Raw genomic sequence first — 22081 nt, 5'->3', positions numbered from 1 at the left:
GGCACCGTCAAGGGCGCAGGTGTCTGCCGGGCGAGTGCGGGCGGGCTAAGCTAAAAGTGAGAGCCCGGATTGACGGGCTGGCGTCGATGGCTGACCGGAGGTATTCCATGAGCGACCATACCCTGCTGCCCCATGGTGAAGACTTGCGCCGCGCGGTGCGCTGGCTCAGCGAACACCATCAACACGACATCCGGGCCATCGAAGAGGCCTGCCTGCGCTTCGATCTCTCCCCGCTGGATGAGGAGTTCCTGATTCGCCATTGCCGCGAGCAGCCGCCAACAAGCCGGACAGGTTAGACGAAGTTGGCCAGGTTGATGCCAAACTCCTTGGGGTCCACCGTGCTCTCTATGGTCTCCTGAACCCCGTTTTTGGCGAGATCCAGCCACTGCACCTCGAGATAATGGCGATGGCCTGCGTGATAGATCACCTTGACCACGGGCTTGAGCGGTTGCTGTTCGTTGCGCTGCATCACGATGGCCAGGCGCTGGTTGGAGAGCTGCACCAGGGTACCCACCGGATAGACCCCCATGCACTTGATGAACCTGGTTACCAGGTCGGCATCAAAATGCAGATCAACCCCCTTGAGCAGAATGCGAAACGCCTGGGTTGGCTGCATGCCCTGTTTGTAGACCCTGTCTGCCGTCACCGCATCGTAGACATCGACGATGCCGCTCATACGGGTGTAGAGGGAGAGCTGATCCCCCTTGAGGCGCCGCGGGTAGCCGGTGCCATCGATCCGCTCGTGATGGTTGGCGGCCACCTCCAGCATGATGGGGGTGATGCCGGCGGTGGCGGCCAGGATGTCGTGGCTGTGGACCACGTGCTCGCGCATCACCTCCAGCTCCTCATCGGTGAGCTTGCCCGGTTTGTTGAGCACCTCGTCCGGGGTCATGATCTTGCCCACGTCGTGGAGCAGGCCACCCAGGGTCAGCTCCTTGAGCACGCTGCGATCCAGCCCCAGGTAGCGGCCGAAGTTCGCCAGGAGGATGGCGACATTCATGGAGTGCTCCATCAGGTAGGCATCCTTGGCACGGATCCGCGCCAGACAGAGCATGGCATCGCCGTGGGTGAACATGGTATCGACCATCTCTTCGGCCACGGCGGCAAGGGGCGTGATGTCGATGGGCTCTCCGGCCTTGAGATGGCGAATGAACTTGCCTTGCAGTTCGCGCGCTTCCTGATAGAGCCGACGGATCTTGAGCTCGCGCCCTTCACCACTGCCGATCTGACGAGAGGAGCCCGCCCCGTTTGTCACCACATCCGCCGGGCTTGCCGTGCCCCCTCCCGGCAGCTTGCTGCGGGCAAGATCCACCCGCACCGTCAGCACGCCGCGCCGGATCAGCGCCTCCACCTGTTGAGGGTTGGTCACCATGCCCGTCTGGGCAATTTCCATGGCGCCGGTCTGGCTGGCAATGGCAATGACATACATGCCAGGTTTCAACTGGCTGACGGGGATGACGGGGTGAGACTTCGTCGGCTTCATGGGTACATCCTGGGCTTATTATTATGTGTGATGTCGGTCTGCTGACGGCAGTCTATCACTGGCACATCATGGCGTCAGGCGCCATCTTGAGTCCCTGTCGCTTAGTACTGGTGTTGTCGAGTCTGACCGATATAATGTCGCCCCCAATCATGATGGATTCCGAGGTTTTTGCATGCGGCTCGACAAATTTCTTTGCGATTGCTCCGATTTGACCCGTTCCCAGGCGGGCAAGCTGATCCGTCAGGGGGAAGTGCTGGTAGACGGCGTGCTGGTCAAGCAGCCCGCCTTTCACATCAATGAGCAACACCAGATCGAGTTTGACGGTGTCACCTTGACCCTGAACCTGCAGAATCGCTACTTCATGCTGCACAAGCCGGAAGGATATGTCTGCTCCAACGAGGACCCGGATCACGCCACCGTGTTCCACCTGCTCGACGAGCCGGCCATGGGCAAACTGCATGTGGTGGGGCGCCTCGATCTCGATACCACCGGGCTGGTGCTGATCACCGATGACGGCCAGTGGTCCCATCGCATCACGTCGCCCCGGCACGAGTGCGCGAAGACCTACCATGTCTGGCTGGCTGATCCCGTGAGTGAAGAGGCTATCTCGCTCTTTGCCGACGGTATCTACCTGCGCAACGAGAACGACAAGACCCGCCCTGCGGAGCTGGAAATCCTAGACGAGCGGGAAGCACGCCTGACCATCCACGAGGGCAAGTATCACCAGGTGAAGCGGATGTTCGCCGCCATCGGCAACAAGGTGGTCGGGCTGCATCGGGAACGCATTGGCGATCTGGCTCTGGACGATGAGCTGGCACCGGGGGAATACCGGGAGCTGACCGAAGAGGAAGTGGCTCTGTTCTAGGGGCGCGATCGCCTCTCTCCCTGTCCGGCGCGGGGGAGCATCGGCGGCTCAGTGCCGCCGATGGGCGTGTTGGTCCTTCCAGCAGGATAGACGGGGCTCAGTTCCCCATTCCCAGCACCAGGGCCGTGCCCAGGGTGGCCAGCAGGGCTCCGGCCCAGGCGGGGAGCGAGGGACGCATCCCCGAGTGCCACCACAGCAAGGGCAGCAGAATGACCGGTGTGGTGGAAGACAAGATGGCCACCATGCCCACATCTCCCTGACGCAGGGCCACCAGGATCAGGGTCATTCCCAGCGTCATCGCCAGAAATCCGTTGATGCCTATCATGCCGAGCACCTGCCGGTTGATGGGGTTGTGCGGCATGGCGAGCGGCAGGCGCAGCGCCCGCAAGACGCAGTGTGCCAAGAGGGCGCTGGCCATGCGCACGCCGGAAGCGCTCACCGCGTCCACGGTGCCGCTCATCATCACCGGCTTGGCGATGATGGCTCCGAGGCTCTGGCACAGGGCTGCGGTGAGGCCAAGGGCTATGCCGACCACGAGGCGGCCGCGCACCTGCTCCCATTCGTTCTGCTGGTTGTCGCCACGACGACCAAACAGGATGGCGAGCATGACCCCGGCCAGGACCAGCAAGGCGCCTGGCAGGCGCCAACCATCGAGCCGCTCGCCAAAGAGCCAGAGCCCAAGCAGGGCGGAGAAGAGGGCGTGGCAGGAGAAGAGCAGACCGCTGCGCCTGGGGCCGAGTCGGTTCATGCAGGCAAAGAGGGCGGTGTCGCCGACGAAGATGCCGATGAGGCCGGAGAGGGCCAGCAGGGGAAGGGCGCTCTCGGTGAGGGTCTGCCAGCCTCCCGTCACCAGACTTGCGCTGGCCAGCATCAGGCTGACCAGGAACATCCGCCAGCGGCTGTAGGCAAAGGCCCCCAGATGGCGAGCCGGTTTGACGGAGATGAGGGCGGCGATCGCCCATAAACTGGCGGCAGCCAGCGCCAGCCATTCGTAACCCATAAAGACCCCTGAAACGGTAGACGACAACCGGACTTGCAGGCGACACATCACCCCGGGCCGATTGCCAACGGGGCAGGGGAGTGCGCCTTCTGGCGAGTGCGCCCACCCGTGGCGGCCGTGTCGTCATAAAACCTTGAAAAAAATAGCCCGAAAGACTCCCTCTATCGGGCAGGCCCGATACAATACGGGTCGTCTTCGGGGATAACAAGCGCGGCATGATGCATTCGGTTCCAGGCGCGCCGCCGGCCTTCCCCCCATTGCAGTCAAAAGAATTGAACGAGGTTGATGTCATGTTTTACCGTTTCGCCGCCAGGCCAGCCCGCCGCTGGCTCTCTCCCTTGCTGTTCGGGTTGATGGCGGTGCCGCCGCTTCAGGCTACTACCGTGGTGCAGCAGCCCGTGCTGTCGGACAGGCAGACCCTGGTCAAGGGCAATGGCGCCGAACCCGAGTCCCTCGATCCGGCCCTGATCCGCTCCGGTTTCCCGGGGGAGGTGGTGCTGGTGGACCTGTTCGAGGGGCTGGTGAGCGAGGATGGTCAGGGCAAGATAGTGCCCGCCCAGGCCCAGCGCTGGGAGACCAGCGAGGATGGGCTGGTGTGGCGCTTCTTCCTGCGCCCCCAGCTCAAATGGTCCAACGGCGAGCCCCTCACCGCCCGGGATTTCGTCTACGCCTGGCGGCGGCTGCTGAACCCGGCGCAGGCTTCCCCCTCCGCCGGCCTGCTGCTGGCGACCGGCATCAACAATGCCCAGTCCATCTATGCCGGGGCGCTCGACCTCGATGCCCTGGGGGTGGAGGCAGAAAGCGACCAGATCCTGAAAGTGACCCTGGAGCGCCCCGTTCCCTATTTCCTGCAACTGGTCAGCCAGCGTCCCTTCGTGCCGGTCAACGAGCGGGTCATCGCCCAGTTTGGCAAGCAGTGGACCCAGCCAGGCAAGATGGTGAGCAATGGCCCCTACAAGCTGGCGAGCTGGGTGGTGAACGAGCGCATCGAAGCCGAACGCAACCCCCAGTACTGGGATGACGCCCATACCCGGATCCAGCGGGTGACCTACCTGCCGCTCGCTTCCCAGCATGGGGAGCGGCTGCGTTATGAAGCGGGGGAGATCCAGCTCACCAACAAGGTGGCGCTGGAGTACTACCAGAAGACCATGCAGGAGGCACCGGAGCGGATCTGGGGTCTGCCGCTGCTTGGCACCTATCTTTACACTTTCAATCTCAATCGCCCCGAGTTGCAGGATGTGCGGGTGCGCCAGGCGCTCTCCATGGCCATCGATCGCCACCTGCTGACCGAGAAGGTGAGCGGCCAGGGGGAGCGCTCTGCCTGGTCACTGCTGCCCGCCATGCCGGGTTATGACGAGCTGGATATCCCCCTCTCCCGGGAAGACCAGCCGACCCGGTTGGCCCGGGCCGCCGTACTGTTGGCCCAGGCGGGCTACAACAGCGCACATCCCCTCAGGCTGACGCTGACCTACAACACGTCGGAGAACCACAAGAAGCTGGCCCTGGCGGTGGCGGCCATGTGGAAACCGCTGGGGGTCGAGGTCTCCCTCAACAACATGGAGTGGAATGCCTATCAGGTAGCCAAGGACAGTGGTGATTTCATGCTGGCTCGTTCATTTTTGTTTGGTGATTATGTCGAGCCTTCGTCCATGCTTGGCAGTTTCCGCTGCCAGGATCCCCAGAACGAGAGCGGCTACTGCAACCCCGCCTTCGATGGTCTGCTGCAGCAGGCTTCCGAGACCCTGGATGCCAACGCCCGGTCCGGGATCTATCATCAGGCCGAGCAACTGCTGATGGAGGAGGTGCCCGTCATCCCCGTCTATCACTACAACCAGATGCGACTGGTGGACCCGGCACTGCGCGGCTTGCCGAGCCGCAACCTCAAGGGCGCCATCGCCACCAAGGATCTCTATTTCAGCCAGCCATGAGGAGTGTGGAATGAAGATTGCCATTATCTCGGATCTGCACGGCAGTCTGACTGCCCTCGAGCAGGTGCTGGCGCAACTCGCTCCCTGGCAGCCTGATCACTATCTGCTGCTCGGGGATCTGCTCAATCACGGGCCGCGCAATCCGGTGCCGGAGGGGTATGATCCTGCAGCCGTGGCGGCAAGGCTCAACGAGCTGGCCCCCCGCATCATGGCGGTGCGTGGCAATTGCGATTCGGAGGTGGACCAGATGCTGCTCCATTTCCCCATCACGGCGCCCTACAACCAACTGCTGGTGGATGGGCGGCGCTGGTTTGTCAGCCACGGTCATCTCTATGAGCCCGGCAACGTGCCCCTGCCAGCAGGGAGCCTGTTCATCAGCGGTCATACCCATGTGCCTGTGCTGCGCCAGGAGGGAGAGATTTTCCTGATGAACCCGGGGTCTATCTGTTTTCCAAGGGGCGAGTGGGTGGCCAGTTATGGGCGCTATGACGAGGGCTGCATGAGCATCCATGCCTGCAAGGATGGAGAAACCCTGATGCAGCTGGTGCTCTGATGAGGGGCTGACAAGGAGAGGAAACCAGAAGGGAGAGAGGAGATCAGGCCTTGATCCCGAAAGAGCGGGTGCCCGAGCGGGTATTGCCTTTGGCGTCATAGGTCAGGGAGCTGCTGTCTCTGAGCTTGCTGAGGAAGCTGGCGAGACGGCGATTGGAGACAATGCTGAGTTCGAGCAGACGTCCGTTGAGGTTGTTCTGCTCCTGACAGGCTTCCAGCTTGGCTTGAAGGGCCTGCAATTGGGTCGGGAAGGCGCCCAGCTGTTGCTGCAGGTCGGGTAGCTCCGCCAGAGTCTTGTCCAGCGTCTCGATGGCCACCAGCAGTTGCTGCTTGCGATCGGCGAGTGCCGGCAAGGCAAGGGCCCGGTGAGCCTTGAGGAGGTCGAACTCCTCTGCCAGCAAGCCTTGCATCTGGGAGAGGTTGTCGTCCTGAGCGCGCAGCAGCGAAGGGAGGTCCATCATCCCAACCGTTTATCCAGATCGGCTTCGAAGCTGAACATCTTTCTGGCCACGGCTTCGCTGTTGACCTTGTACTCCCCACTGGCCACGGCCTTCTTCAGGCTCTCGACGCGGCTCTCGTTACCGGTGGAGGCGGTGTTGAGGGTCTTCTGCATCTGTTGCAATTGCTGCGCCTCACTGGTCAAGGAGACAGAGTCGCTCTTGACGGTCGTCGCACGGCTGCTCTCGCTGGAGGTCGCCGACTTGGTGGCTACACCTTGGCTGCTGCCGCTGTTTTGCAGGCGGTTGTTAGCCAAGTTGTTGATATTGTTGATAGCCATAAGGTTTACCTTCGTCTGCTTTGCTGTTCGCTTACCTGTGTATCGGTGACGGCGGTCAGAACTTTAGAAAAAAATTGCGCAGTGCATTCCTGTGTCAGAATGTCACGACCACGGAGCCCACTGCACTGACCTGGCCTTGCACCGTTCTGCCCGAGCGCGTGTTGACAAGCCGGATCATGTCTCCGAAGCTGCCATCTTGCAAGGCGCGGGCCATGGTTTTGATCTGCATGCTGCTGTTTTCGGCGCTCAGGGTGACCTGGTCCCCCTTGCAGACCACGCATACCTGGGTGAGCCTGATTGGCTGGCCCGGTTTGAGCTCACGCTTGCTGCGTACCCCGATGAGGGCGGTCGGGTCGGTAAGGTAGTCGCCACGGATCAGGGTCTGGTCCTGGTATGCCAGGGTCAGCATGGGTTCACTCAGAATGTCCCCCTTGGCAACCGGGACGGTGACGGTGACATAGGGTTTCTGGATACTGACCCGGACCGGTAGATAGAGATCCCAGGATTTCTCTCCCTCGCACTTGAGGTAGACGGTGGTGTTGCGACGGATCTCCATCCTGGCGGGGAGGGAAATGGTGAGGGCATCTTCGCAGCGCGTGAGGGGGAGGCGCTCGTCAATGGTACCGGCCTTGACGTCGGCCTGTGCATCGAGGGGAATATCGAGCTGGTCGAGCACGAACGCCTGTGCCTGTTCTTGCAGATAGTCGGTGACCTCGGACGCCATGGCGTGAGACAGACTGCAAAACGGCAGTAAGATAAGGAAAAGTCTACTAATCATTTTTGCTTACCGGTCGATAAGTTATTCACGTATACCACCGTAGTTAACTATGCTTGCTCCAGAATTATTCGATTGTTGAAACAACGATGATCTGATGCAAGCCAATGTGCATGCATAATGACATGCACGATCAGTGCCAAGCATTTTTAGGGAGTGTTTATGGCGAGTATTCTGGACTCGGTCAACCAGCGAACCCAGCTAGTGGGACAAAACAGGCTGGAGCTGCTGTTGTTTCGTCTCAATGGACGTCAAAGATTTGGCATCAACGTATTCAAGGTACGCGAGGTGCTGCAGTGTCCCCCTCTGACCGTCATGCCCAAGCTCAACTCCTGCATTCGCGGCGTGGCACATATCCGTGGCCAGACCATCTCGGTGATCGATCTCAGCATGGCGATGGGCAAGCGCCCCATCCAGGACCTCTCCAAGTGCTTCATCATCATCTCCGAGTACAACCGCTCCATTCAGGGGTTCCTGGTCCACTCGGTCGAACGCATCATCAACATGAACTGGGAGTCCATCCTGCCGCCACCCAAAGGGGCAGGTCGCATCAACTACATGACGGCGGTGACCGAGGTAGATGGTGAGCTGGTGGAGATCCTGGACGTGGAGCGCATTCTCAACGAGATCTCGCCGGTCTCCACCGAGGTGTCCACCGAACTGGTGGAAGCAAGCGTGGAGCGCAATCCTCACGGGCGTCCCGTGCTGGTTGCGGACGACTCTTCGGTGGCGCGCAAGCAGGTTCAACGGGCACTGGAGGCAATCGGGGTGCAGTGCGTGCTGGCCAAGGATGGACGGGAAGCGCTCAACATGTTGCTGGAGATGTCCAAGAACGGTCCCATCAAGGATCAGATAGCCCTGGTCATTTCGGACATCGAGATGCCGGAGATGGACGGTTATACCTTCACCGCCGAGATCCGCAACAATCCCAACCTCAAGGATTTGCATGTTATCCTGCACACTTCCCTCAGTGGGGTGTTCAATCAGGCCATGGTGCAGAAAGTCGGAGCGAACAATTTCATTGCCAAATTCCAGCCGGATGAATTGGCCAAGGCCGTACAAGGCGCTCTCTAATCAAGAAGAACAACTGCATGAAGACACTTTCGGACGACTTATACAGGCAATTCAGCAATTTTCTGGCGCAACAGAGCGGCATAGTGCTGGGTGACAACAAACAGTATCTGGTCAAGAGCCGCCTGTCGCCCTTGATGACTCAGTTTGGTATCGAGAGTCTGTCTGATCTGGTCACCCGGGCGATGAGCGTGCGCGAGCGGGAGCTCAAGATGGCGGTGGTCGATGCCATGACCACCAACGAGACCCTGTGGTTTCGCGATACCTATCCGTTCCAGCTGCTGAGCGACAAGATTTTCCCGGAGCTTGGCAAGAGCGGTCGCCCAATCAAAATATGGTCTGCCGCCTCTTCATCCGGGCAGGAACCCTACTCCATCGCCATGACGGCGCTGGAGCAGCAAGTCAAGCGGCCGGGTACCTTGCCGGGCGGGGTGCAGATAGTGGGGACCGATATCTCCAGCACCATGCTCAACCAGTGCAAGGAGGGGGTCTACGACAGCCTGGCGCTGGCTCGCGGGCTCTCCCCCGAGCGCAAGCGACTCTTTTTCGAACCCTGTGGCGACAACAAGATGCGGGTGGTGGAGCGTGTCAGAAAATTGACCAGCTTCCGTCCCCTCAACCTGCTGGAGAGCTACAGCCTGCTCGGCAAGTTTGACATCATCTTCTGCCGCAACGTGCTCATCTACTTTGCGCCCGAAGTGAAATCCAAGATCCTCAACCAGTTCGCCAGCAGCCTCAATCCTGGCGGCTACCTGATGCTGGGGGCCTCCGAGTCTCTGGCCGGCCTCACCGACAAGTTCGAGATGATCCGCTGCAACCCCGGCATCGTCTACAAGGTCAAATAACCCCGCTCAATACCCTCTTGGCACACCTCTTGCTAAATATTCATGAAGCAGGAGGTGTGCTATGGCAATTTCATTCGACAAGGCATTCGGTGTTCATCAGTACACGCTGAGCGTGCGCGCCAAGCGTGCCGAGGTGTTGTCCAGCAACATCGCCAATGCGGACACGCCGGGCTTCAAGGCCCGTGACATCGACTTCTCACAGGCGTTGCAGGATGCCCAGGGCCAGCAAGGGTTCGGGCTCAGCACCACCAACGAGAAGCACTTCGCCTTGCAGATGGATACCCCGGGCACGACCCAGTACCGCAATCCCCTGCAACCGGATACCGGTGACGGCAACACGGTGGACGTGCAGCAGGAGCGCAGCGAGTTCCTACGCAACAGCCTCGAATACCAGGCCTCCCTTGAATTCATGAACAGCAAGATAAGCGGCCTGCTCAAGGCACTGAAAGGAGAGCAAGGATGAGTTTGTTCAAGGTCTTTGACATTGCAGGCTCTGCCATGAGCGCGCAGTCCGTTCGCCTCAACACGGTGGCGAGCAACATGGCCAACGCTGACAGTGTCAGCTCCAGCGTGGAAAAAACTTACCACGCCAGGCGGCCAGTCTTTGCCGCCCAGCTGGATCAGGCCATGTCCGACAAGCAGGCCTCGGTCGGGGTGGATGTGAAGGGCATCGTCGAGAGTGATGCGCCCCTGCTCAAGGAGTACAACCCGAATCACCCCATGGCGGACAAGGATGGCTTCATCTTCAAGCCCAACGTCAACATGGTGGAAGAGATGGCGGACATGATAGCGGCGTCGCGCAGCTACCAGACCAACGTCCAGGTGGCCGATGCGGCCAAGAAAATGTTGCAGCAGACCCTGGGTCTGGGCAAGTCCTGACAGAGGTGAACCCGGATGAGAGTGACCCGTGATCGCCTGCCAGGCGGCAACAATCGGCCCAGTGGGCACGCCCTAGAGGGGGGAGCATAAGTGGCAGATACCTATGACAGCCTGCTGGGCGTCAACCGGACGACGTCGGCCCAGACCAGTACGGTCAACACCAGTACCCAGAAAAAGGAGCTGGATCAGGAGTCCTTCCTGAAGCTGCTGACCATGCAGCTCTCCTATCAGGATCCGTTCAAACCGGTGGACAACGCCCAGATGCTTTCCCAGATGACCTCGATGTCGACGTCTCAGGGGATCAGCAGCCTCTCCACCCAGATGGAGAGCCTCAACAGCCTGATGACTTCCAGCCAGGCGCTGCAGGCCTCCGCGCTGGTGGGACAGAACGTGCTGATCCCGTCCAACACGGGTTACGTGGAGAAGGGAGGCACCCTCACGGGGGTCATCGCCACCGGCGATGGCGGCAGCAACATCAAGGTGACGGTGAAGGACGAGAGCGGCCAGGTCATCAGGGAGTTCGCCATTGAAGGGAGCCACAAGGGGAACGTGGCCTTCGAATGGGATGGCAAGGACAAGTCCGGCAACCAGGCCAAGAGCGGCAAGTATTCGATAGAGGCGCATGCCACCGTCGACGGCAAGTCGGAGAGCGTCCCCGCCCTGACTTACGCCAAGGTGGAGAGCGTCACCCTGGGAACGAGCACCAACCCCAGCACCCTTAAACTCAAGGGACTGGGCGGCATCTACCTGACCGATGTATTGGAAATTGGCGCGACGACCGGCAAGACCACCACCCAGTCGGCTTCGTCCTCTAACGCAGTGATCTAAGGAGAAAGACATGTCATTCAACAATGCCCTCAGCGGCATCAATGCGGCTCAAAAAGACCTGAACGTCACCGCGAACAACATTGCCAACGTCAATACAACCGGCTTCAAGGAGTCCCGCGCCGAGTTCGCCGACGTCTACGCCAACTCCATCTTCGTCAACGCCAAGACCCAGGTCGGCAACGGGGTGGCGACTGGCGCTGTGGCCCAGCAGTTCCACCAGGGCGCGCTGCAATTCACCAACAACGCGCTGGATCTCGCCATCCAGGGCAACGGCTTCTTCGTGACCTCGGACGGCCTGACCAACCTGGATCGCACCTACACCCGTGCGGGCGCCTTCAAGCTCAATGAAAGCAGTTACATGGTCAGCAACTCCGGCGGTTATCTGCAAGGGTACGAGATCAACTCTGATGGCACCCCCAAGGCGGTGAGCATCAACGCCACCAAGCCCATCCAGATCCCGGACAAGGCCGGTGAGCCGGTGCAGACCACGACGGTCGAGGCTGGTTTCAACCTGCCTTCCAGCACGAAAACGCTGATGGATGTCAATGCCTCCAAATTCGATCCCACTGACTCGACCACCTACTCCTCCTCCACCTCCGTGGTGGTCTATGACTCCCTGGGCGAGCCACACACCATCACCCAGTACTTCACCAAGGAAGCGGATCCGGCCGATCCTACCCAAGCTGCGGTGCCGACTGCCTGGCGCATGTACCTCTATGAAGGGGACAAGCCCATCGACATCGTAGGCGGTACGGCCACCACCATGGCGACCGGTCTGAGCCAGGCCCCCCTGAGCGCCCGGGTGACCTTCGATGCCTCCGGCAAGATGGTCACACCCACCACCCCGGCGGTCATCAAGACGGAACCCCTGGGGGCGACAGGGGCTGGTATCATCACCAATGGCGCCGATGGCACCCAGGAGATTGAGTTCAAGCTTGGTACCGTGACCCAGTACGCCTCCCCCTTTGAAGTGAGCAAGCTGACCCAGGACGGCTCCACCGTCGGCCGCCTGACCAAGGTGGAGATCGGGGCGGATGGCATAGTCTCCGCCACTTACAGCAACGCCACCACCGTCAAGGTGGCCATGGTGGCCATGGCGAAGTTTGCCAATGCCCAGGGTCTCACCCAGGTCGGCGACACCTCCTGGCGCCAGTCCCTGCTCTCTGGCGATGCCTTGCCCGGCACCCCGAACTCCGGCACGTTCGGCTCCATCAAGTCGTCGGCACTGGAGCAGTCCAACGTGGATCTCACCACCGAGCTGGTCGACCTCATCACTGCCCAGCGCAACTTCCAGGCCAACTCCCGTTCCCTGGAAGTGAACAGCTCCCTGCAGCAGAACATACTGCAGATCCGCTAAGACGACGGGTAGTTGGCAGGGGCGCTTCGGCGCCCCTTGTCATTTCCGTCCCGCCTCATTTCCTCCTTTCATTCCGTCTTCGTCATCTCTCTTGGCATTCAACTTGCAGTTGAGCTGTGAGAGTCATCTGTTTGACGGAGGATCCCATGGATCACCTGCTTTACATCGCCATGTCCGGGGCCAAGGAGAACATGAACAGCCTGGCTGTTCGTGGCAACAACCTTGCCAACGCCAACACCATTGGCTTCAAGTCTGACTTCGAGCAGGCGCGCAGCATGCAGGCGTTTGGCGAAGGGCTGCCCACGCGGGTGTTCGCCATGACCGAGCGGCCGGGCCAGAACCTGCAGCACGGCATGCTGATGACCACGGGTCGGGATCTTGACGTTGCCGTCGATGGGGCGGGCTGGATTGCAGTGCAGGATCCCAACGGCGCGGAAGCCTATACCCGCATGGGCAACCTGCAGCTCAATGCCACCGGCAATCTGCAGACTTCCACCGGTCTGAACGTGGTGGATGATGCCGGCCAGCCCATCGTGCTGCCCCTGCCCATGGAGAAAATTGAGATCAATCGTGACGGTACCATCAGCGGCCGTCCCGAGGGGGCAGCCGCCAACCTGCCGGAAGATTTCCAGCGTATCAAGCTGGTCAACCCGGCGGCAGATGCGGTGGAGAAAGGCCAGGACGGCCTGTTTCGCCGCAAGGATGGCCAGAATGAGGCCGCGTCTGCGGATGTGGGCCTGATCGCCGGCTCCCTTGAGGGGAGCAACGTCAACGTGGTCGACGAGATGACCAACCTTATTCGCTTGCAACGTCAGTTTGAAACTCAGGTCAAGATCATGAAGACCGCCGAGGAGAACGACGAGGCACAAACCCAGCTGCTGCGTATCAGCTAATCAAGGAGCACCCCATGAATCCTGCACTCTGGATCAGCAAGACCGGCCTCGATGCCCAGCAGACCAACATCTCGGTCACCTCGAACAACCTGGCGAACGCCAGCACCGTGGGCTACAAGAAGGCGCGGGCCATCTTCGAGGATCTGCTTTATCAGAACATCAACCAGCCTGGCGGTCGCTCCTCGGCGGATACCGAGCTCCCTTCCGGCCTGATGCTGGGGGCGGGGGCCAAGGTGGTCGCCACCCAGAAAAACCACAGTCAGGGCAACGTCCAGACCACGGACAACTCCCTTGACCTGATGATCAGCGGCCGCGGCTACTTCGAAATCCAGCTGCCCGATGGCAGCGCCGCCTATACCCGCAACGGCCAGTTCACCCTGAACGACGAGGGGACCATCGTCACCCCGGGCAACGGTTACCCGCTGCAACCGGAGATCCAGATCCCCGAGAACGCCCAGAGCGTCACCGTGGGGGAGGATGGCCAGGTCTCCGTCCAGCTCAAGGGGGATGGCCAGTCTCAGGTGGTGGGCCAGATCAACACCACGGACTTCGTCAACCCCACCGGCCTGCAGCCCATGGGGGAGAACCTCTTCCTCGAGACCCAGTCCAGCGGCGCCCCCATTCAGGGGACAGCCGGTGCGGACGGGCTGGGGGTGATCAAGCAGGGGATGCTGGAGACCTCCAACGTCAACGTGACCGAGGAGCTGGTGAATCTCATCCAGGCTCAGCGGGTCTACGAGATGAACTCCAAGGTCATCTCCGCCGTCGACTCCATGATGTCCTTCCTGACCCAGCGGACCTGATGAAAGGAGTGTCATGATGAAAGCCATATGGATGCTGGGACTGCTGACGCTGGCGGGTTGCACCAGTACCCCCAATACCGCCAAACCGGATGACCCGGATTTCGCCCCCGTCTACGGGGAGTCGGAGCCGGTGTCGGTGCGCCCGACCGGCGCCATCTTCCAGCCCGAGCAGGTCAACGGCATCTACTCGGACATCAAGGCGCACCGGGTGGGTGACATCATCACCATCCAGTTGGCGGAGTCGACCTCGGCGTCGAAAAAGGCCAATACCCAGAGCGGCAAGGACAACAAGCTGGCGCTCGACCCCGTCACCCTGGGTGGCGTGCCGGTCACGGCTGGGCCCTACGATCTGTCGGCCTCCATCGGCCAGAACAGTGCCTTCAAGGGGCAGGCCAAGGCGGATCAGAGCAACAGCCTGCAGGGCAACATCTCGGTCAGCGTGGTCAAGGTACTGCCAAACGGGAACCTGCTGGTGCGCGGCGAGAAGTGGATCATGCTCAACAATGGCAACGAATACATCCGCATCACCGGTCTGGTGCGCCCGGAGGACGTGAGCTCGGAAAACAGCGTCTCCTCCCAGCGGGTGGCCAATGCGCGTATCTATTACGGCGGTACCGGGGATCTGGCGAACACCCAGGAACAGGGCTGGCTCACCAGCTTCTTCAACGGCCCCTGGTGGCCCATTTAAGACTCAAAAGTCCGGGGCGTTCACTGGCCCTGGATCAGGAAGGTTTTGTTAGGAGATGTCATGAACCGATTCCGTCTGTTTGCCCTGCTGTGCTGCCTGCTGCCCTTCGGGCTGGCGCACGCATCCCGCATCAAGGACCTCGCCTCGGTGGAAGGGGTGCGCAGCAACCAGCTGATCGGTTACGGTCTGGTGGTTGGCCTGCCCGGCACGGGGGAGAAGAACAACGCCTTCACCGAGCAGACCTTCAGGACCATGCTCAACAACTTCGGCATCAAGGTGCCTGACAACATCAAGCCCAAGATCAAGGACGTGGCACCGGTGGCCATCCACGCGGATCTGCCCCCCTTCTCCAAGCCGGGTCAGACCATAGACGTCACCGTCTCCGCCATCGGCGAGGCGAAGAGCCTGCGTGGCGGCACCCTGCTCCAGACCTTCCTGAAAGGACTGGATGGCCGCGTCTATGCGGTGGCCCAGGGCAGCCTGGTGGTCGGTGGCCTCGGGGCCGAAGGGGCTGACGGCTCCAAGGTGGTGGTGAACACGCCCACAGTGGGGCGCATCGCCAATGGGGCGACCGTGGAGCGGGAGGTTCCCAACTCCTTCAGCCAGGGCGACACCATCACCTTCAATCTGAACCGGCCGGACTTCACCACCGCCCGCCGTCTGGCGGACGTGGTCAACGATCTGGTGGGTCCGAACACCGCCCAGGCGATGGACGCCACCTCCATCAAGGTATTCGCACCGCGGGATCCGGCCCAGCGGGTCTCCTACCTCTCCACCATCGAGAACCTGGAAGTGGACCCGGCGAGCGAGTCCGCCAAGATCATCGTGAATTCGCGCACCGGGACCATCGTCATCGGGAGCGAGGTCAAGCTGCGCCCGGCGGCCATCAGCCACGGTGGGCTGACGGTCACCATCGCCGAGAACCAGCAGGTCTCCCAACCCAATCCGCTGGCCGGCGGGCAGACGGCGGTCACCAACAACTCCACCATCAACGTGCAGCAGGATCCCGGTCGGATGTTCAAGCTCGATACCGGCGCGACCCTGGACGACCTGGTGCGGGCGGTGAACCAGGTGGGGGTCGCCCCCGGGGATCTGATGGCGATCCTGGAGGCGCTGCAGCAGGCGGGCGCGATCCAGGGCCAACTGGTCATTCTGTAATTTCGTGAGCGGCAAGCGGTTGCCACGGGCGGCAAAGAGGTAGGTTATGGCAGAGTTCGACACCCAGAGCGGTATCAATATTGGCATGGTGCAGGACGTCCAGAACCTGGACAAACTGCGCCAGATGAGCCTGAGCAAGGAGGGGAAGCAAGGGGCCCTGATGGCGGCCGCCCGCCAGTTCGAATCCATCTTCACCCAGACCCTGTTCAAGGGGATGCGCCAGGCCAACTCGGTGCTCACCGAGGGCAACCCGATGAACAGCAGCTACACCCAGTTCTATGAAGGGATGCTGGACGAGCAGCGGGTTGCCGACATGTCGAGCAAGGGGGGGCTGGGCATTGCCGAGATGGTGGCCAGGCAGCTCTCACCCGAGCAGACCTTCACCCATCAGGATGGCCGGGTACTCAAGCTGCCCCAGCGTACCGAGCGGGTCTACAAGCCCTATCAACCCCCCAGTGCCTCCAACGATCTGATTGCTGCCTCCAAAGTTGGCAAAGATTTTGCTGATAACGAAATGAAGGGTGAGCTGAATGGGGCCGAGCGTACGCTGGCCATGCCAAGACGCCCCCACCGCACCGTGCCGCCCATGGGCAGCAGCCAGAGGCCTTCGGCCCTGGATGGCAGCGCCAAAGTGTTTGACAGCCCGGAAGAGTTCGTCGACAGGCTGATGCCGCTGGCCAAGAAGGCGGCGGACAAGCTGGGGTTGAGCCCGGCGGTGCTGGTGGCCCAGGCCGCCCTTGAGAGTGGCTGGGGCAAGCGGGTGATCAAGGATGCAGACGGAAACGTGACGCACAACCTGTTCGGCATCAAGGCCGATCCGCGTTGGGAAGGCCCCAAGGCGGTGGTGAGCACCCTGGAATACGAGCAAGGGGTGGCCTCGCGCCAGAAGGCGGCGTTTCGCTCCTACGAGTCGTTCGAAGAGAGCTTCAACGACTATGTGGATTTCCTGACCTCGGGGAGTCGCTACAAGGGGGCGCTGGCCAAGGTGGACAGCCCGGATCGTTACTTCGAGGCGTTGCAGCAGGCCGGTTATGCCACCGATCCCCAGTACGCCAGGAAACTTAAACAAGTGTTGCGCAGTGATGCCATCGCCGGTTACTCGACGCCCGGCAACATTGCAGACAGGAACACAGAGATGGAGCTGTAAGCTATGGCAAGCGATCTGCTTGGAATTGGGACCTCGGGTGTGTTGGCCCAGCAGCGACTGCTGCAGACCACCAGCAACAACATAGTGAACGTCAATAGCCAGGGCTATGTACGTGAACGCACCCTGATCTACACCAATTCCGTCGGATTGGGGACGGGCGACATGGTGAGCGAGCGCATCATCAACGCCTATGCCCAGGCCGAGGTGCGCCGGGATACGTCCGCCTATCAGGCGGCCAACACCCGCTACGATCAACTGTTCCGGCTCGACAGCCTGCTCGGTGATGCCAGCAACAGCGTGGGGACCACCATCACCTCCTATTTCAAGGCTTTCCACACCGCCAACGAGTCACCGTCCGAGATCGGGGGGCGCAAGACGACCCTGAGTGAACTGAGCGGCATGGTGGACAGATTCCATACCCTCTCCGCCCAGCTCGACAAGCAGTCCGATACCATCAACGCCACCATTGGGGACGAGACGGACAGGGTGAACAGCCTGCTGAACAGCATCAACGATCTGAACCAGGCCATTGTCCGCACCCAGGGCTCCCCTGAAGAGAACCTGATGCTGTTCGATCAGCGGGATGAGGCCATTCGCCAGCTCTCCGAGAAGATGGAGATCCGCACCGTGACCCAGCCCAATGGCAGCATGCTGGTCAACATGAGCACAGGGCACTCCCTGGTGCTCGATGGCGGCGTGGCCCAGTTCAAGGTGGTGCCGGGGGACCCGGATTCCCGTGAGCCTTCCCTGCAGCTGACCCTGGGCAAGAACCAGGCCAGCATCAACGACCAGGATATTGGCGGTGCCATCGGTGGCCTCTTCACCGCGCGCCGTGATCTGGAGCCCGCCAAGCGGGAGCTGGGGCAGCTGGCCGTCGCCCTGGGGGATGCCATGAACCAGCAGAACCGGCTGGGGATGGATCTCGACAACGAGCTTGGGGGGGATCTCTTCACTCTCAAGGGAAGCCAGGGGCTGCCCTACGCCAGCAACCAGGGTAACGGGGCGGCCAGCGTCAACTTCGTCCCCGGCAAGGGGAGCGAGGTCACCACCTTCGATTACGAGGTGCGGTTCAACAGCGCCACCGGTTACGAGGTGTTCGCCATCGACGGCAGCGGGCAGCGTACCTCGCTCGCCACGGGGACCACGCCGCCAGCCACCTTCGAGGTGGCGGGGCACGGCATCGAAATCGATCTCTCCGGCACTCCGGTCGCGGGTGACAAGATCTTGTTGCAACCCACCCGGAATGCGGCTGCCAACCTGGAGCAGGCGATCACCCGTCCCGAGGATATCGCGCTGGCATCCCCCCTGAAGGCGGACAAGGGATCCCAGAACCTGGGCTCGGGCGAGATAACGCTGGGCGGTGTCTACAACACCGGCACGGGCTCGGGTTTTGGCACCAACACTCTGGACCCGAGTGCCCCCCAGGTCATCAAGATCGACGGCAGCGGCAACTACGAGGTCTATGACAAGAACAACAACCTGCTCGGTGTGGCCCCCGCCTCCAGCAAGGGGAAGAACCTGATGGCCGCCCTCGAGAGCCCCCTGGGGGGGCCCAAGGTCTACGCCGATCCGACCCAGAGCCCGGGCTATGAGTTCAGCATCACCGGCAAGGTGGAGGCCAACGACAGCTTCACGCTCAGCTACAACAAGGATGGCTTTGCGGACAACGCTAACGGCCTGGCGCTGGCGGAGCTGCAGAACAAGGAGCTGGTGCGCAAGAACAACAACGCCGCCACCAGCAACGACAAGATGACCTTCAACGATGCCTACTCGGGTCTGGTGAGCGGCATTGGCAACAAGACCAGTCAGGCCAAGACCCTGCTGCAGGCCAACGAGGCGAAGCTGACCCAGAGTACCGCCATCTTCGAGAGTGTCTCCGGCGTCAACCTGGAGGAGGAGGCGGCCAACCTCATCCGCTTCCAGCAGTCCTATGCGGCCTCGGCCCAGATAGTGAATACCGCCAAGACCATCTTCGACACCCTGCTCTCCTCCGTGAGGTAAGTCATGCGCATCACCACCAACATGATCTATGACCGCAACCTTGCCTCCATGAGCAAGGTGAGCGAGCGCCAGAACACCGCCTACAACCAGTTGATGACGGGGGATAAATTCTCCCGTTCCGGGGAGGACCCGGCCGGCATGAGCCAGAAGATGGCGCTGACCAAGGAGATCGATCTCTTCAAGCAGTACGGCGTCAACGGCAGCCTGCTGGAGAACAGCCTGGGCCACGAGGAGACGGTGCTGACCTCCCTCAACAACGCCATGCTGAGTGCCCAGACCCTGATCCAGAAGGCGAACAACTCCGCCATGGGCTCCGAGGAGCGCAACGCCATCGCGAGCGAACTGGAGGGGCTGCAAAAGCAGATGTTCGACCTGATGAACAGCAAGAACTCCCAGGGGGAGTACATCTTCGGCGGCAATCAGAGCAAGACCCAGCCCTTCGTCAAGGATGCCAGCGGCAACTATGTGTTTCAGGGGGACACGGGGCAGCGCAACATCCAGGTCTCTCCCACGGTGCAGATCCCGGCCAACGACTCCGGTTTCGATCTGTTCGAGATGGTGGCGACCCGGCGCACCGCCAGCGCCGCCAGTGGCAACATCCAGGTGTCGGTGGCGGATCAGGGGAACTTCGAGAGCTTCTATCGCAACAACTATGATGCTTCCCTGCCGAGCAACCAGTATGCGGTCAGCACCCTGGCCGGGCCGCCGGACACCTACGAGATCCGTGACAGCGGTGGCACCCTGCTGCAAAGCGGCGACTATGTGGCGGGCAACAAGATCCCCTTCAACGGCCTGGCGCTCACCCTCGACCTCCCTGCGGGGTCGGCGACCCAGAACTTCGTGCTGGATACCCCGAAAAACGACAACATCCTCAATGGCATGTCCGATTTCATCTCCGCCATGCGCGATCCGACCCTGTCCGAGAGCGATTTCCAGCTGGCGGTCTCCGATGCCACCACCCACATGAGCAACGCCAGAACCAAGATAGACCGGGGACTGGGGGAGCTGGGGGGAAGGATGAACAGCCTGGAGCAGGTGATGAGCTCCAACGACGGACTCAGCACCCTGAACCAGCAGGCGCGGGCCAAGGTGTCCGAGGCGGACATGTACGAGGTGATCGCGGCCCTCTCCAAGGAGGATGCAGCCATGAGCGCCTCCCAGCTCGCCTTCAGCAAGATAAGCAAGCTGACCCTCTTCGACTATATCCGCTGACGTTCGTCCGTTGACCGCAGGCTCCCCCGTGCCACGCACGGGAGAGCCTCGTTTCATGAAGGGCCCACCGTCCGGCCAATTTGTAACAACCCGTTGCCAGGGGCCCGTTTGCCTTGACTCGACCTGCGCCTGGGCAGATGATGCCGCCCGCACGGTAGCGCCGTGCAATCAATGTTCGCAGCATCTCGTTAGGCGAGGCTCCTGCATAAACACAGGCCACTGATCTCACGACGTCCAGAGACGCCCAAGATCAGGACAGTTTTCATCGGATTAAGGTGTCAACCCAAGTGGCTTCCGGCATGCCGGATACGTTATGCAGTGCTAAAGCTGGTACGTGGGGATGAAAACACGCCGGACGGCGTCATTTCCTGCCTGTTACTCGTCAATCAAATTGCTGTTTTCTTGCCGTTGCATCCGGCCAGGTGCCGGAGGCGTTCAGGTTCGCCTGAAATCACATGAGGACATCTGTGATGAAGAAAACACACACCCTGCTCAATCGTCATCAACTGCTCGACCCGGTTGCCCTGCGCAACTGGCTGGCGCACAACCTGGATCCGGTGGCCCGTGCCGATCAGCTTCTGACCCTGCGCCCGGAAGAGCTCAACTGCATCTTCGATACTCTCTCCATGCCGGAAGGGGCGTCCTTGCTTGCCTCCCTCCCGGCGGAGTGTGCCGGCCATCTGCTGCTCAGGCTGCATGGCAGCATCGTGGGAATACTGCAGGGCACCCTGGCCCGTCGTGACCTGCTGGCCATCCTGCGCAGGCTCGACGAGCACGATCGCAAGACCCTGCTCGCCCGGCTGCCGGAGCCCGCCCGCAAAGCCTTCCAGTCCCTGCTGGCCTGGCCGAACGAGTCGGTGGGGGCCAACATGCGCCACGAATACCTGGCAGTGGAGGCCGATGCGACGGTGGAAAGCGCCAAGCAGCTGATCCACGGGGCCTGGGATCAGGCCAGGCTGTTCGGTCATCTCTATGTGGTTGACGGCGAGCAGCGCCTGCTTGGCAGCGTCTCCCTCAAATCGTTGCTGATCGCCGATCCCCTGTTGCCGGTAGGGGAGCTGATGGAGGGGGAGGCGGTGCGCATCAACGCCCGGGCGGATCAGGAGCTGGCGGCCCGCCTGCTCATTGACCGCGACCTCTCGCTCCTGCCGGTGGAAGATCAGGGGCGTCTGGTGGGGGTCTTCCACGTGGACGATGCCGCCGACATCCTGGAGCTGGAGTCCACCGAGGATGCGGAGCTGCAAGGGGGTTCCTCGCCACTCGACACTCCCTATCTGCAGGCCACCCCCTGGCAGCTGTGGCGCAAGCGGGTGGGCTGGCTGCTGATCCTGTTCGTGGCGGAAGCCTACACAGGCACCGTGCTGCGGGCCTTTGAAGAGCAGCTGGAGGCAGCCATCGCCCTGGCCTTCTTCATCCCGCTCCTCATCGGCACCGGTGGCAACAGCGGTACCCAGATCACCACCACCATAGTGCGCGCCATGGCGGTGGGGGAGGTGAGCCTGAAAAACCTCGGCACCGTGCTGAAAAAGGAGATCTCCACCGGTCTGCTCATCTCGGCCGCCATCGCGCTGGCGGCCTGGGTGCGGGCCTGGAGCCTGGGGGTGGGGCCCGAGATCGGCATGGTGGTGACCCTGACCATCGTCGCCATCGTGCTCTGGAGCGCCACCGTCGCCTCGGTGATCCCCATGGTGCTGCGTCGCTTTCGCATCGACCCGGCGGTGGTCTCCGCCCCCTTCATCGCCACCCTGGTGGACGGTACCGGCCTCATCATCTACTTCGAGATAGCCAAACTGATCCTGCCGGATCTGCAGTAGGAAA

The 22081-nt window shown here is 61.4% G+C and carries 23 protein-coding genes and 1 riboswitch; of the genes, 18 read left to right on the top strand and 5 right to left on the bottom strand.

Annotated features, from left to right (window positions below; all coding sequences use genetic code 11):
• The first annotated feature begins 107 nt into the window (after nucleotides 1-107).
• Nucleotides 108-296: a hypothetical protein gene (locus tag AB5Y93_RS16755; protein ID WP_010675305.1), complete on the top strand. Its 189-nt coding sequence runs from the start codon at nucleotides 108-110 to the stop codon at nucleotides 294-296.
• On the opposite strand, the gene AB5Y93_RS16750 is transcribed toward AB5Y93_RS16755, so the two are convergent.
• Nucleotides 293-1483: an HD-GYP domain-containing protein gene (locus AB5Y93_RS16750; RefSeq protein ID WP_041213169.1), complete on the bottom strand. Its 1191-nt coding sequence runs from the start codon at nucleotides 1481-1483 to the stop codon at nucleotides 293-295. The genes AB5Y93_RS16755 and AB5Y93_RS16750 overlap by 4 nt on opposite strands.
• A gap of 172 nt (nucleotides 1484-1655) precedes the next feature.
• Here AB5Y93_RS16750 and rsuA point away from each other — a divergent pair, with 172 nt between their 5' ends.
• The gene (gene rsuA / locus AB5Y93_RS16745; RefSeq protein WP_039040228.1) at nucleotides 1656-2348 is read left to right on the top strand and encodes a 16S rRNA pseudouridine(516) synthase RsuA; all 693 of its coding nucleotides are present in this window, start codon (nucleotides 1656-1658) and stop codon (nucleotides 2346-2348) included.
• Nucleotides 2349-2445: 97 nt separating this feature from the next.
• Here rsuA and AB5Y93_RS16740 read toward each other — a convergent pair whose 3' ends face one another.
• Nucleotides 2446-3348 (bottom strand): DMT family transporter, encoded by a 903-nt coding sequence (locus AB5Y93_RS16740; protein ID WP_039040229.1) that lies wholly within the window; start codon nucleotides 3346-3348, stop codon nucleotides 2446-2448.
• 290 nt (nucleotides 3349-3638) lie between these two features.
• Between AB5Y93_RS16740 and AB5Y93_RS16735 the strand changes: the two genes are divergently transcribed.
• Both AB5Y93_RS16735 and yfcE read left to right on the top strand, forming a co-directional pair.
• Entirely contained in the window at nucleotides 3639-5276 is a 1638-nt protein-coding gene (locus AB5Y93_RS16735; protein ID WP_368229888.1) for a peptide ABC transporter substrate-binding protein, read from the top strand.
• Between the two features lie 10 nt (nucleotides 5277-5286).
• Entirely contained in the window at nucleotides 5287-5829 is a 543-nt protein-coding gene (gene yfcE, locus AB5Y93_RS16730) for a phosphodiesterase (RefSeq protein WP_128318221.1), read from the top strand.
• Nucleotides 5830-5872: 43 nt separating this feature from the next.
• On the opposite strand, the gene AB5Y93_RS16725 is transcribed toward yfcE, so the two are convergent.
• The 3 genes from AB5Y93_RS16725 to flgA form a co-directional block, all read right to left on the bottom strand.
• Nucleotides 5873-6289 (bottom strand): flagella synthesis protein FlgN, encoded by a 417-nt coding sequence (locus AB5Y93_RS16725; protein ID WP_039040232.1) that lies wholly within the window; start codon nucleotides 6287-6289, stop codon nucleotides 5873-5875.
• A complete protein-coding gene (gene flgM, locus AB5Y93_RS16720; RefSeq protein WP_010675298.1) occupies nucleotides 6286-6606 on the bottom strand; it encodes a flagellar biosynthesis anti-sigma factor FlgM in 321 nt (106 codons plus the stop codon). The genes AB5Y93_RS16725 and flgM overlap by 4 nt, the downstream gene beginning before the upstream one ends.
• Nucleotides 6607-6700: 94 nt before the next feature.
• Nucleotides 6701-7306, bottom strand: a complete 606-nt coding sequence (gene flgA, locus AB5Y93_RS16715; RefSeq protein WP_045524230.1) for a flagellar basal body P-ring formation chaperone FlgA — start codon at nucleotides 7304-7306, stop codon at nucleotides 6701-6703.
• Nucleotides 7307-7543: 237 nt separating this feature from the next.
• On the opposite strand from flgA, the gene AB5Y93_RS16710 reads away from it, so the two are divergent.
• From AB5Y93_RS16710 to mgtE, 14 genes are all read left to right on the top strand, one after another.
• Nucleotides 7544-8455 (top strand): chemotaxis protein CheV, encoded by a 912-nt coding sequence (locus tag AB5Y93_RS16710; RefSeq protein WP_010675296.1) that lies wholly within the window; start codon nucleotides 7544-7546, stop codon nucleotides 8453-8455.
• Between the two features lie 17 nt (nucleotides 8456-8472).
• Nucleotides 8473-9297 (top strand): protein-glutamate O-methyltransferase CheR, encoded by an 825-nt coding sequence (locus AB5Y93_RS16705; protein WP_010675295.1) that lies wholly within the window; start codon nucleotides 8473-8475, stop codon nucleotides 9295-9297.
• A 61-nt stretch (nucleotides 9298-9358) separates the two neighbouring features.
• Nucleotides 9359-9760, top strand: coding sequence for a flagellar basal body rod protein FlgB (gene flgB, locus AB5Y93_RS16700; RefSeq protein ID WP_368229887.1), 402 nt, complete (start codon nucleotides 9359-9361; stop codon nucleotides 9758-9760).
• On the top strand, nucleotides 9757-10176 hold the full coding sequence (gene flgC / locus AB5Y93_RS16695) for a flagellar basal body rod protein FlgC (RefSeq protein WP_005329775.1): 420 nt from the start codon (nucleotides 9757-9759) through the stop codon (nucleotides 10174-10176). Before flgB ends, flgC begins: the two co-directional genes overlap by 4 nt.
• A 90-nt stretch (nucleotides 10177-10266) precedes the next feature.
• Nucleotides 10267-11004, top strand: coding sequence for a flagellar hook assembly protein FlgD (locus AB5Y93_RS16690; protein WP_010675293.1), 738 nt, complete (start codon nucleotides 10267-10269; stop codon nucleotides 11002-11004).
• Between the two features lie 10 nt (nucleotides 11005-11014).
• Entirely contained in the window at nucleotides 11015-12361 is a 1347-nt protein-coding gene (gene flgE / locus AB5Y93_RS16685) for a flagellar hook protein FlgE (protein WP_039040233.1), read from the top strand.
• Between the two features lie 146 nt (nucleotides 12362-12507).
• Complete coding sequence (flgF, locus tag AB5Y93_RS16680; RefSeq protein WP_368229886.1) at nucleotides 12508-13254, top strand: flagellar basal-body rod protein FlgF; 747 nt, start codon at nucleotides 12508-12510, stop codon at nucleotides 13252-13254.
• Nucleotides 13255-13268: 14 nt separating this feature from the next.
• Complete coding sequence (gene flgG / locus AB5Y93_RS16675) at nucleotides 13269-14057, top strand: flagellar basal-body rod protein FlgG (RefSeq protein ID WP_010675290.1); 789 nt, start codon at nucleotides 13269-13271, stop codon at nucleotides 14055-14057.
• A 16-nt stretch (nucleotides 14058-14073) separates the two neighbouring features.
• A complete protein-coding gene (gene flgH / locus AB5Y93_RS16670; RefSeq protein WP_010675289.1) occupies nucleotides 14074-14745 on the top strand; it encodes a flagellar basal body L-ring protein FlgH in 672 nt (223 codons plus the stop codon).
• Between the two features lie 60 nt (nucleotides 14746-14805).
• Complete coding sequence (locus AB5Y93_RS16665) at nucleotides 14806-15903, top strand: flagellar basal body P-ring protein FlgI (protein ID WP_279473715.1); 1098 nt, start codon at nucleotides 14806-14808, stop codon at nucleotides 15901-15903.
• A 46-nt stretch (nucleotides 15904-15949) separates the two neighbouring features.
• Nucleotides 15950-17050 (top strand): flagellar assembly peptidoglycan hydrolase FlgJ, encoded by a 1101-nt coding sequence (gene flgJ / locus AB5Y93_RS16660; RefSeq protein WP_069652528.1) that lies wholly within the window; start codon nucleotides 15950-15952, stop codon nucleotides 17048-17050.
• Between the two features lie 3 nt (nucleotides 17051-17053).
• Nucleotides 17054-19051 carry a flagellar hook-associated protein FlgK gene (gene flgK / locus AB5Y93_RS16655; protein ID WP_042017550.1) on the top strand — a complete coding sequence of 666 codons (1998 nt, stop codon included), beginning with the start codon at nucleotides 17054-17056 and terminating at the stop codon, nucleotides 19049-19051.
• A gap of 3 nt (nucleotides 19052-19054) precedes the next feature.
• Nucleotides 19055-20263, top strand: coding sequence for a flagellar hook-associated protein FlgL (gene flgL / locus AB5Y93_RS16650; RefSeq protein WP_010675285.1), 1209 nt, complete (start codon nucleotides 19055-19057; stop codon nucleotides 20261-20263).
• 177 nt (nucleotides 20264-20440) lie between these two features.
• Nucleotides 20441-20610: riboswitch (M-box (ykoK) riboswitch) on the top strand.
• 123 nt (nucleotides 20611-20733) lie between these two features.
• Entirely contained in the window at nucleotides 20734-22077 is a 1344-nt protein-coding gene (gene mgtE / locus AB5Y93_RS16645; RefSeq protein ID WP_041213161.1) for a magnesium transporter, read from the top strand.
• Nucleotides 22078-22081 lie beyond the last annotated feature (4 nt).

It is taken from the genome of Aeromonas sp. R10-1, from assembly GCF_040908465.1.
GTDB lineage: Bacteria > Pseudomonadota > Gammaproteobacteria > Enterobacterales > Aeromonadaceae > Aeromonas > Aeromonas caviae.
This window is presented reverse-complemented; position numbering and strand designations above follow the sequence as displayed.